This is a genomic window from Chromobacterium sp. ASV23 (genome assembly GCF_016428945.1).
Lineage (GTDB): Bacteria > Pseudomonadota > Gammaproteobacteria > Burkholderiales > Chromobacteriaceae > Chromobacterium > Chromobacterium sinusclupearum.
Genome location: NZ_JAELTR010000013.1, coordinates 1 through 11,704 on the forward strand (window position 1 = coordinate 1; position 11,704 = coordinate 11,704).

Annotated in this window: 9 protein-coding genes, 1 tRNA gene and 1 pseudogene; 7 read left to right on the forward strand and 4 right to left on the reverse strand. The window is 62.9% G+C overall.

What is annotated here, in order from left to right; translation table 11 throughout:
• Positions 1-534, reverse strand: a pseudogene (locus tag JHD59_RS07695) (hypothetical protein); the annotation flags it as partial.
• A 47-nt stretch (positions 535-581) separates the two neighbouring features.
• Positions 582-773, reverse strand: a complete 192-nt coding sequence (locus JHD59_RS07700; protein ID WP_199153821.1) for a type II toxin-antitoxin system RelB/DinJ family antitoxin — start codon at positions 771-773, stop codon at positions 582-584.
• Between the two features lie 277 nt (positions 774-1,050).
• Between JHD59_RS07700 and JHD59_RS07705 the strand changes: the two genes are divergently transcribed.
• Positions 1,051-1,584, forward strand: coding sequence for a hypothetical protein (locus JHD59_RS07705; RefSeq protein WP_199153822.1), 534 nt, complete (start codon positions 1,051-1,053; stop codon positions 1,582-1,584).
• 83 nt (positions 1,585-1,667) lie between these two features.
• Here the strand turns inward: JHD59_RS07705 and JHD59_RS07710 are convergent.
• Together JHD59_RS07710 and JHD59_RS07715 are read right to left on the reverse strand one after the other, a co-directional pair.
• Positions 1,668-1,743, reverse strand: a tRNA-Ala gene (locus JHD59_RS07710).
• Positions 1,744-1,768: 25 nt separating this feature from the next.
• The gene (locus JHD59_RS07715) at positions 1,769-4,099 is read right to left on the reverse strand and encodes a PAS domain S-box protein (RefSeq protein WP_199153823.1); all 2,331 of its coding nucleotides are present in this window, start codon (positions 4,097-4,099) and stop codon (positions 1,769-1,771) included.
• A 186-nt stretch (positions 4,100-4,285) separates the two neighbouring features.
• On the opposite strand from JHD59_RS07715, the gene JHD59_RS07720 reads away from it, so the two are divergent.
• From JHD59_RS07720 to JHD59_RS07745, 6 genes are all read left to right on the forward strand, one after another.
• Entirely contained in the window at positions 4,286-5,290 is a 1,005-nt protein-coding gene (locus JHD59_RS07720; RefSeq protein ID WP_199153824.1) for a TRAP transporter substrate-binding protein, read from the forward strand.
• A gap of 57 nt (positions 5,291-5,347) precedes the next feature.
• Complete coding sequence (locus JHD59_RS07725) at positions 5,348-5,938, forward strand: TRAP transporter small permease (RefSeq protein WP_199153825.1); 591 nt, start codon at positions 5,348-5,350, stop codon at positions 5,936-5,938.
• Entirely contained in the window at positions 5,935-7,263 is a 1,329-nt protein-coding gene (locus JHD59_RS07730) for a TRAP transporter large permease (protein WP_103321115.1), read from the forward strand. Before JHD59_RS07725 ends, JHD59_RS07730 begins: the two co-directional genes overlap by 4 nt.
• Positions 7,264-7,414: 151 nt before the next feature.
• Entirely contained in the window at positions 7,415-9,700 is a 2,286-nt protein-coding gene (locus tag JHD59_RS07735) for an NADP-dependent malic enzyme (RefSeq protein ID WP_103321116.1), read from the forward strand.
• Between the two features lie 79 nt (positions 9,701-9,779).
• On the forward strand, positions 9,780-10,037 hold the full coding sequence (locus JHD59_RS07740; RefSeq protein ID WP_043627808.1) for a PhaM family polyhydroxyalkanoate granule multifunctional regulatory protein: 258 nt from the start codon (positions 9,780-9,782) through the stop codon (positions 10,035-10,037).
• Positions 10,034-11,677, forward strand: a complete 1,644-nt coding sequence (locus JHD59_RS07745; RefSeq protein WP_199153826.1) for a glycosyltransferase family 39 protein — start codon at positions 10,034-10,036, stop codon at positions 11,675-11,677. Before JHD59_RS07740 ends, JHD59_RS07745 begins: the two co-directional genes overlap by 4 nt.
• Positions 11,678-11,704: the final 27 nt, after the last annotated feature.

Genomic DNA, 11,704 nt, shown 5'->3' on the forward strand with positions numbered 1-11,704 from the left:
GGTAAGCACAGCGATCAGATCGCCGTATCCCAGATTTACATTCGCCTCCATTGTCAGCGAGGGGCCAAACCAAGATTCAAGATCCTGCAGGCTCAACTGTCGGAACTTCGCCAGCATCTCTTCATACCCACAATGGCCAATTCTGATCTTCGGATTTTCCTGCCTGAGCTTAGCCAACGCTTCAATGATGTGGGGGCCAAGGCGGCCATCGGGAGCATTATGGACGAAGGTCCACTCATCGAAATATTTCTCCCAGTGCTCTTTGGCACCCTCGAAATCCTCATTAATTTTCTTGATGGCTTCGGTGGCACTCAATTCATTGGGGGCGTAACTCTGATACAGGATTCGCTCCGATGGCAGATATCCATCGTTTTTTCGATCACCAACATTCCCCCAAGGCCGGCAGGCCATGAAATCGTTAGGATGGGCTTTCGACATCAGTTTCTCGAACAGACGTTGAAAGCCATCCCCCTTAGATTCCAAGAAAGCAATGCGGAAATCTTTTTCGTAGTTGAGCTGCTGTATGTGATCCATGGCTTTATGCCCGCGACTTAATGTTCTTGATTGTTTTCAGGCAAACATCATGACCTTTTGGCATTGGACTGGGCTTGGATACGATTGATATCAAAGGGAAGCGCTTTGTCAGCCGCAATGCGGGTGAGCAGCATCCTAATGGCATCTGAAACAGACAAGCCCATTCCAGCCAGCACATTAGTGGCTTCCTCTTTGATATGCCCGTCAATTCGAGCGCGAACGATATCGCTGCTTGCCATTACATGCCTCAAGGTATTTTGTAGCTACATTGTAGCTCAATTGCGCCACAATGTCATTTGCCTATTACTAACGACCAGGCATCCCCGCATTCTGCCGCCGGGCTCGCGGGCTACACCCCGCGCCTTGTACCGAGTCGCGGTCATTCGGCTTTGATCCCTGACGCCTCCTACCCTGCGTGACCTGCGCGCTGCGCTTGCCTATCGCGGCATCGGCAGACCGGAAGTGGGCAGTCTTGCTGTTTCCAGGCAATTCCACCCGAGCAACCGGAGCACGATCATGTCGAAACTTTCTCAGTCTTTCGATTCCTCGCTGCTGGTGCGTAACGACCAGGGGCATTATCTGCCAGCTACTGCTGATACAAATCGGGAAGCCGCGAGGTATGTCATCGACCAGAAGACTCCAAAGGTAATGTGGTTCACTTTGCGAGCTCTGGCCAAGAACTACCTGCGCACCAAGCTGGCCAGCTTCGAGCATGGAGTCTTTGCTGCCTTATTGCTCAATGGCTATGAATTGTCCCAGTTCTTGTGGCCACTTTCGGATGACGGACGAATATCACAAAACTGCCAGTTAATGCATCCAATCCAGATTGCTACATCGGCCGAACAGCATCCCCGCACATCACCCAGTCCCCCTAACAAGTATCGTACTCTTCTGTTGGGAACCATAAGCTGGCCAAAATCGACAATTTGTACCCATAAGCTGGCCAAGCGCCGGAACGGCGTTTCAAACGCGGAAAACCTTGCTGAGCAACGCTTCCAAGGGATGAGGATTGAGAAAAGCGGAATGAGCTTGGGACGACGGAGTGGCTAGAAATGCGAAACGGGAAGTATAAGCTGGCCGTTTCGGCCAATTTATGCTTCCCGTCACAACTATGCTAAACCCTTGATATTCTTTGGTGGACCGAAGGAGGATCGAACTCCCGACCTCTGCATTGCGAACGCAGCGCTCTCCCAGCTGAGCTATCGGCCCGTCGATGGATATCGATGCGGAAATACTAGCACGACGGCATTTCGTTTGACCAGCCCCCTGCCCCTCCCAGCTCAGCGCCGGCCAGCGGCAGGCTGAACCAGAACACGCAGCCGCCCTCCGGGCTGCTGACGGCGCCGAATTCGCCGCGGTGGAATTCCACGATGGAGCGGCAGATGTTGAGGCCGATGCCCATGCCTTCCGGCTTGGTGGAGTAGAACGGCGTGAACAAGTTGTCCTGCATGCCGGCGGCCAGTCCTGGGCCGTTGTCCACCACTTCCACCCGCCATTTGCCGTTGCCCACGCAGGTATGCAGCTCCACGCCGGGGCGCGGGGTGCCGGCTTCCACCAGCGCTTCGATGGCGTTCTTCATCAAGTTCAGCAGCACTTGCTCGATCAGCACTGGGTCCATGTCTACCTGGCAGGGGCGGCGGTCTGGTTCCAGCTGCAGATTGACGCCGTTCTTGGCGGCCAGCGGCTCGGCCAGGATCAGCGCGCGCTGCACCACGCGCGCCGGCTCCACCCGCTCCAGCTGCGGCTCATGCTTTTTGACGAAGGCGCGGATGCTGCTGACGATTTGCGCGGCGCGGCGCGATTGTTCGGCGATCGCTTGGATGGCGTCGCGCACGCCCGCCGGCAGGGCCAGTTCCTCCGGCAGCCGGCGGCTGACGCCGGCGGCGTAGGTGTGGATGGCGGTGAGCGGCTGGTTCAGCTCATGCGCCAGCGTGGACGCCATTTCGCCCATGGCGATCAGCCGCGCGGTGTTCTGGAACCGTTCCTGCTGCGCCTGTTCGCGCTCTTCGCGCCGACGCTCGGCGGTGACATCGCTGAGGATGGCCAGCCAGGCGGTTTCGCCGGTCACCCACTCGATGCGGCGGCGGCGCAGCAGCAGACAACGTTCGCCGGTGATGATGAACTCCTGGCCGTACTCGTCGCCATCGCGGCCGGCGCGCAGGCCCGGCAGCAGCACGCAGCACGGCGCGTCGGCGTCGCCCACTTGCCACATCTCGGCAAAGCCCGGATTGGCGTACAGCAGCTGGCCGCTGCCCTGGTCCACCACGCAGACGCCGGCGGCCAGGCCATTGAGCACGGTGAGGAAACGGCGATGCGCCGCGTCCATTTCCTTGCGCTGTCGCTGGCGCTCGGTGATGTCGAACATCGAGGCGATCCAGCCATGCTGGCTGCCGTCTTCCTGCACCAGCGGGGTGGCGAACAAGCGCACTACCAGCGTGTCGCCGCGCTTGCGCATCAGCGTCAGTTCAAAACCCTGCTCCTGCTGGCGATTGTCGCGCACGGCATCCATCGCCTCGGCCAGCACGCCGTGCTGGTCCTGCGGCCAGAACGGATGCGGCGGATGGCGGCCCACCAGTTCCTCCGGCGCGAAGCCCAGCATGTCGCAAAAGGCGCGGTTGACGCGGACGATCTCCCCTTCCAGCCCAACCGCCACCAAGCCGCTTTTCATCGAGTCCTCAATCGCCTGGCGCAGCGACACCTCCTGCGCCAGCTTCTGTTCCGTCGCGGCCCGCTCGCGCATATGGCGGCGGATGCGCCACACCGCGTACAGCAGCGTCAGCAGCAGCACGATGATGATGCCGGTCAGCACCGGCAGCGTCAGCCCCAGGCCGCTGCGATAGCTGACCGCCCGCAGGTACAGGCCATAGCCAGGCGGATCAAAGCTGGTCTGGTGCGAGATATTGCCCGGCTGCTCGGCGGCGTCGAACTTTTGCGCCAGCGTCTTGCCGCCCACGTCCAGAATGCTGATGTAGTTCTTGGAGGCGATCCACCATGGCACCTGGTGGTACAGCAGGCCATCCAGCAGGTAAGACACGCGGATGCCCCCCAGCAGCTGGCCGTCGCGCACCAGCGGCACTGCCAGGTCGAAACGGTATTTGCCGTCGACGCCCTGATACGGGGCGCCGTAGCTGGCCCGCATTAGGCGGCCGGCGCGCCACAACGCGTCATATTCTGAAGAGTTGAGCTGCCGGCCGTCGCGGCGGATGCCGTGCGGGTCCCACTCCACCTGATGATTCAGCCCCACCCGCTCCAGCGTCACCAGCTCGGGATTTTCGCGCAGGTAAAACGCCGCCAAATGGGCAAAACGGGCGCTGTCTGTCTTGCCGGCGGCGATGTCGCGCGCCAGGGTGTCCGCCCACTCCTGATGTCCCTCCAGATGCATGCGCAGCGACTGCTCCAGCCACAGCACTTCCTGGATCAAATTGTCCTGCTGCTCGTCGCGCCAGTCTCGGTACACCAGATAGCTGAGGCTGCACAGGGCCAGCAGCAGCGCGATCAGCGCAAGGCTGACGCTCGGCCATAGCAGACGCGGGGTACGGCGAAGAGAGGAATCGGTAACAGGCATGTCGGGTAGCCGGGCAGGAAACGACCTTGATGATAACGCGCCCGCGCCAAGCCGGGGCAACATGCCCCTGTTCTGGAATTCCCTAATGGTCAGCGCGGCATGGAGCTTATACTTTAAGAAGTAAAACCGCCGGCTCGATCCGGCCCATAACATCAAACAACGCTACAAATGGATGGAGAACCTTACATGAAGCTCAAGCATATCGCGCTGGCATTCTGCGCCAGCCTCACCCTGTCCGGCGCAGCCCAGGCGGCCGGCGAAATCGTCATCAAGTTCAGCCACGTGGTGGCGCCGGACACGCCCAAGGGCAAGGCGGCGGAATACTTCAAAAAACTGGCCGAGCAACGCACCCACGGCCGCGTCAAGGTACAGGTTTATCCCAACAGCCAGTTGTACAAGGACAAGGAAGAACTGGAAGCGCTGCAACTGGGCGCGGTGCAGATGCTGGCCCCCAGCCTGGCCAAATTCGGCCCGCTGGGCGTGAAAGAATTCGAAGTATTCGATCTGCCCTATGTGTTCGACAACTACGACCAAGTCAACAAGGTGATGCACGGGCCCATCGGCAAGCAACTGCTGGGCAAGCTGGAGGGCAAGGGCATCAAGGGCCTGGCCTATTGGGACAACGGCTTCAAGAACTTCTCGGCCAACAAGCCGATCAAGAACCCGGCAGACCTGAAGGGCATGAAGATCCGCATCCAGTCGTCCAAGGTACTGGAAGAGGAAATGCGCACGCTGGGCGCGCTGCCGCAGGTGATGGCCTTCTCCGAGGTGTACCAGGCGCTGCAGACCGGTGTGGTGGATGGCACCGAGCTGGAAGCCTCCAATCTGTACACCAGCAAGTCCTATGAGGTGCAGAAAAACCTGACGCTGACCCAGCACGGTTTCCTCGGCTACGCGCTGATCGTCAACAAGAAGTTCTGGGACGGCCTGCCGGCGGATGTGCGCACTCAGCTGGACAGCGCGGTGCAGGACGCCACCGTCTACGCCAACCAGATCGCCAAGCAGGAAAACGAAAAGGCCGTCGCCGCGATCAAGGCATCCGGCAAAACCCAGGTCTATACCCCCACGCCGCAGGAGCGCGAGGCGTTCAAGAAAGCGCTGCTGCCGGTGCACCAGAAGATGGCCGCCCGCATCGGGCCTGAGCTGCTGAAGGCCATCTACAAGGAAACCGGCTTCAACCCCGCCAAGTAAAGGCGATCCGCCGCGCCCTGCCGGGCGCGGTTTTTCCATGCGCTGAGGAAACCCGCCATGCTGAAAATCCTCGACCATCTCGAGGAGTGGATGATTGCCTGTCTGATGGGGGCCGCCACCCTGATCACCTTCGTAGCGGTGCTGCACCGCTACGGCTCGGGCATTTCCACCCTGCAACCCTACCTCGCCCACATCAATCTATCGTGGGCGCAGGAGCTGACCGTTTACCTGTTTGTGTGGATGGCCAAGTTCGGCGCCGCCTATGGCGTGCGCACCGGCATCCACGTCGGCGTCGATGTGCTGATCAACCGCCTGCCGGACAAAACCCGCGGCTACTTCATCGTGTTCGGCCTCTTGGCCGGCGCGCTGTTCACCGGCATCGTCGCGGTGATGGGCGGCAATTTCGTATGGGACATCGCCCATACCGACCAGACCTCGCCTGACCTGGAGGCGCCGATGTGGCTGGTTTATCTGGCCATCCCGGCCGGTTCCTCGCTGATGTGCTTCCGCTTCCTGCAAGTAGCCTGGAACTTCATCCGCACCGGCGCGCTGCCAAAGCACGACCACGGCCATGTGGACGGCCTGGAAGGCGACGAGACGCTGGACAATCTGCACCCGCACGACATCAACCGTGGAGGCCGTCCATGAGCGCGCTGATCATTTTCGGCCTGCTGCTGGCGCTGATGCTGACCGGCATGCCGATTTCCATTTCGCTGGGCCTGACCGTACTGACCTTCCTGTTCACCATGACGGAGGTGCCGGTCACCTCGGTGGCGCTGAAGCTGTTCACCGGCATCGAGAAGTTCGAGATCATGGCGATTCCGTTCTTCATCCTGGCCGGCAACTTCCTGATGCACGGCGGGGTGGCGCGGCGGATGATACGCTTCGCTACCACCCTGGTGGGCCACTGGTACGGCGGCCTGGGCCTGGCCGGCGTGGTGTCCTGCGCGCTGTTCGCCGCCATCACCGGCTCCTCCGTTGCCACCGTGGTGGCAGTCGGCTCCATCATCCTGCCGGCCATGCTGAAACAGGGTTATCCGCAGCGCTTCGGCGCCGGCGTCATCACCACTTCCGGCGCGCTGGGCATCCTGTTCCCGCCATCGATCAATCTGGTGATGTACAGCATCGCCACGGCCGGCATGGACGTCACCGGCCCCAATGGCATGAGCGTGTCCACCGCTTCGGTCGGCCAGCTATTCATGGCCGGCGTGCTGCCCGGCTTGTGTCTGTCGGCCCTGCTGGGCCTGACCACCTGGTATCGCGCCAAGAAGTTCGACTACCCGCGCTTGCCGCGCGCCAGCTGGTCCGAGCGCTGGCAGGCCTTCCGCGAATGCGTGTGGGGCCTGCTGCTCATGGTGCTGGTGATAGGCGGCATCTATACAGGCATCTTCACCCCCACCGAGGCGGCGGCCATGGCGGCGGTGTACGCCTTCGTGATCGCGGTATTCGTCTACAAGGACATGGGACTGCAGGATGTGCCCAAGGTGCTGATCAACGCGGCGTCGATGAGCGCGATGCTGCTGTACATCATCACCAACGCCGTGCTGTTTTCCTTCCTGATGGCATCGGAGCAGATTCCGCAGACCATGGCGGCATGGATGGCCAGCCAGGGCTTCGGCATCGTCGCCTTCCTGCTGCTGACCAATATCCTGCTGCTGGCCGCCGGCAACTTCATGGACCCGTCGGCCATCGTGCTGATCATGGCGCCCATCCTGTATCCGGTGGCGGTGAAACTGGGGGTCAACCCCATCCACTTCGGCATCCTGATCGCGGTCAATATGGAAGTCGGCATGTGCCATCCACCGGTGGGACTGAACCTTTATGTCGCCTCGGGGATCACAAAGATGGGCATTACCGAGCTGACCGTGGCCGTGTGGCCATGGTTGCTGACCATGCTGGGTTTTCTGGTCGCGGTGACATTCATTCCGGAAATCTCGCTGTGGCTACCGCGGATGCTGGGCATGCTGCATTGACATTTTCAAGTCAAACGATATGCAGCCGCGATGGGGCCGCCCATCGCGGCTTTTGTCCGACACGGCATAGCCCGAGCCCGGCATAAAGTCTTATAATGTTCCGCTATCCCTTACCAACATAAGAACATCTCTCTCAATCAGGAGCCTGCGAATGGACGAGCAATTGCGCCAAAGCGCGCTGGAATTTCACCAGTTCCCAACCCCGGGCAAGATCCAGGTATCGCCGACCAAGCCGCTGACCACTCAGCGCGATCTGGCGCTGGCCTACTCCCCGGGCGTGGCCGCCCCGTGCGACGCCATCGTCGAAGACCCGCTCAACGCCTACAAATACACTGCTCGCGGCAACCTGGTTGCGGTGATCTCCAACGGCACCGCCGTGCTGGGCCTGGGCAATATCGGGGCGCTGGCCAGCAAGCCGGTGATGGAAGGCAAGGGCGTGCTGTTCAAGAAGTTCGCAGGCATCGACGTGTTCGACATCGAAGTCAACGAGTTGGATCCGGACAAGCTGGTGGACATCATCTGCTCGCTGGAGCCCACCTTCGGCGGCATCAACCTGGAAGACATCAAGGCGCCTGAGTGCTTCTACATCGAGAAGAAGTGCCGCGAGCGCATGGGCATCCCGGTGTTCCACGACGACCAGCACGGCACCGCCATCGTGGCCGCCGCCGCGGTGCTGAACGGCCTGCGCCTGGTGAAGAAGGAAATCGGCGAAGTGCGCGTGGTGGCTTCCGGCGCCGGCGCGGCCGCCATCGCCTGCCTGGACCTGCTGGTGGCGCTGGGCGTGAAGCGTGAAAACATCACCATCTGCGACTCCAAGGGCGTGGTCTACATCGGCCGCGACGAGAAGCTGGACGAATCCAAGCTGCGCTACGCGATCAAGGACAACGGCTGGCGCAAGCTGGCCGACGCCATGGCCGGCGCCGACATCTTCATGGGCCTGTCCGGCCCGCGCCTGGTGAGCCAGGACATGGTGAAGAGCATGGCCCGCGATCCGCTGATTCTGGCCATGGCCAACCCGGAACCGGAAATCCTGCCGCCGCTGGTCAAGGAAGTGCGCCCGGACGCCATCATCGGCACCGGCCGTTCGGACTTCCCGAACCAGGTCAACAACGTGCTGTGCTTCCCCTTCATCTTCCGCGGCGCGCTGGACGTGGGCGCCACCACCATCAATGAAGAGATGAAGCTGGCCACCGTGCGCGCGATCGCCGACCTGGCGATGGCCGAACAAAACGACGTAGTGGCCACCGCCTACGGCGACCAGGAACTGTCCTTCGGCCCGGAATACGTGATTCCCAAGCCGTTCGACCCGCGCCTGATCGTCAAGATCGCCCCGGCCGTGGCCAAGGCCGCCATGGAATCCGGCGTCGCCACCCGCCCGATCCAGGACTTCGACGCCTACGCCGACCAGCTGGCGCAGTTCGTCTACAAGACCAATCTGTTCATGAAGCCGGTGTTCGCCCAGGCCAAGAAAGACCCGAAACGGGTGGTCCTGACCGAAGGCGAAGACGAGCGCGTGCTGCACGCCACTCAGGAAATCGTCACCCAGGGCCTGGCCAAGCCTATCCTGGTGGGCCGTCCCAGCGTGATCGAGAAGCGCATCGAGAAGCTGGGCCTGAAGCTGCGCCCGGGCGTGGACTTCGAGCTGGTCAACAATGAATCCGACCCGCGCTTCAACGACTACTGGCAGGACTACTACCAGCTGATGAAGCGCAAGGGCGTGTCGCAGGAGCAGGCTCGCCGCCGCGTGATCGGCAACACCACGCTGATCGGCGCGATGATGGTGCGCCGCGGCGACGCCGACGCGCTGATCTGCGGCACTTACGGACCGTACCGCCAGCACTTCGACATTCTGGAGAACGTGCTGGGCTACGCCAACGAGGACAAGGTGGCCGGCGCGATGAACGCGCTGATCCTGCCGACCGGCAACATCTTCATCACCGACACCTACGTCAACGCCGAGCCGAGCGCAGAACAACTGGCCTCCATCACCAAGATGGCGTCCGAGTCGATCAAGCGCTTCGGCATCCAGCCCAAGGCCGCGCTGCTGTCCAACTCCAGCTTCGGCGCCTTGAACACCCCGTCCGCGCAGAAGATGCGCGCGGCGTTCGATCTGATCCGCGAAGCCCAGCCGGAACTGGAAATCGACGGCGAAATGCAGGGCGACGCGGCGCTGGTGGAAGCCATCCGCACCCAGGCGATGCCGGACTCCACGCTGAAGGGCTCGGCCAATCTGCTGATCATGCCGAACGTGGAAGCCGCCAACATCAGCTACAACCTGCTGCGCGTGTCGGCAGCCGACGGCGTGACCATCGGCCCGATCCTGATGGGCATGGCCAAGCCGGTGCACATCCTGACGCCGATCTCCTCGGTGCGCCGCATCGTCAACATGGTGGCGCTGGCCTCCGTCGACGCGCAGGCGCCAGGCCAACAGGGCTGATCCGCTCGCGCTTAGGGCATATACTGAACGGGCAAGCATCGCTTGCCCGTTTTTTCATGCCCAATGCAGGATGACGCCGATGAGCCAAGACCATTCCAACGACCCCTTCGCCCTGTTCCGCCAGTTCTGGCAGCAAGCCACGCCGCCCGGCATGCAGGCCTTCCTGCCGCCGATGTCGGAAGAGGAAATCGACCGCAAACTGGCCGAACTGCGCGTGGTGGAAGGCTGGCTGACGATGAATCTGGGCGTGCTGTCCATGCAGATCAAAACGCTGGAAATGCAGAGAGCCGCCCTGCACTCGATGCGTCCGAAGGACCCGCCCCCGGCCAAGCCGTGACCCCGGTCCGGCCCAGCCCTCCCCCCGCCCTGCCGTGGCCGGCGCTGGCCGCCGTGCTGCTGCTGTGGCTGATTCCCGGCCTGGTCGGCCATGAGCCGTGGAAGCCGGACGAAGCCTACACCTTCGGGCTGGTGCGCCATATCGCCGCCAGCGGCGATTGGGTAGTGCCGATGCTGGCCGGCGAGCCATTCCTGGAAAAACCGCCGCTGTTCTTCATCAGCGCCAGCTGGACCCTGCAAGCGCTGCAGGGCTGGCTGGGCGCGCCGGACGCCGCCCGTCTGGCGGCAGGGCTGTGGAACGCCATCGGCTGGCTGGGGCTGGGCGTCGCGGCGCGCGGCCTGCTCGGCCCGGGCTTCGGCCGCTGGGCGCCGCTGCTGCTGATCGGCGCCGTCGGCTTGCCGATACGCGCCCATCAATTGATCACCGATACCGCGCTGATGGCCGGCTTCTGCTGGGGGCTGGCCGGCTTGTGCCACGCCCTGGCGCGCCCCGTCCTCGCCGGCCTGATGCTGGGCGGCGGCGCCGCCATCGCCTTCCTCAGCAAGGGGCTGCTCGGCCCCGGCTGTCTGGGGCTCGCCGCGCTGGCCCTGCCGCTGCATCCGGCTTACCGCCAACGCCGCTATCTGCTGACGCTGGCGGTCGCGCTGCTGACCGCCCTGCCCCTGCCGCTATGGTGGATGGCCGCGCTGTACCGGCGCAGCCCGGAACTGTTCCATCTGTGGCTGGATGCCAATAATTTCGGACGCTTCAATGGCAGCGCCCATCTCGGCCCGCGCCAGCGCCCATGGTTCTACGGCCGCACCCTGCCCTGGTATGCGCTGCCGCTGTGGCCGCTGGCCCTATGGAATGGATGGCGGGTGTTGCGCAGCCAGGACTCGCCGCTGATCATCTGGCCGCCGCTGGCGCTGTTTGGCGGTTCGCTGGCGGTGCTGCTGGCCGCGGCGGAAGCGAGGGAGCTGTACGCCTTGCCGCTGCTGCCGCCCTTGACGCTGCTGGCGCTGAGCGGATTGCCGTTTGCCTGGCGTCCGCCGCGCTGGGCGAGCATCACGCTGGCCGCGCTGTTTGGCTTGCTGCTGGGCTATCTGCTATTGGTGGCGCGGGTGCTCAGCGCGCCAGCCGACATCGCCTGGAGCCGGCCGCTGCTAGAGCGCCAGTTCAGCGGCTGGACGCCGGCCTTCTATCCCGGCCATTGGCTGGCCTTCGGCCTGGCGCTGGCCTGCTTGCTATGGTGCTGGCGCCAACCCTTGACCGCCATGGCCGGGCTGGCCTGGCGCTGGAGCATCGCCATGACGCTGCTATGGTGCGGCGTGGCCACGCTCTGGCTGCCGGCGCTGGATCACGGCATGCGCTACCGCGAAACCTTCCACGCGCTGAAGCCCACTCTGGAAGCGATACAGCGCGACGGCGGCTGCGTCGCCAGCCTGAATCTGGGCGAACCGCAGCGCGCCTTGCTGGAGTACTACGCCGGCTATCGCACGCTGCGCCTGGAAACCCAGCCGGCGGCGCATCAGTGCCGCTGGCTGCTGCTGCAGACGCTGCACGACCAAGCGCCGTCTGCGCTCGCCAAATTGCATCCAATATCCGTTTTCCAGCGCCCTGGCGATCACAAAGAACGCTTCCGCCTCTATTTACTGCCATAAAGCGGCAAACAGCGGCATGCTGAAACG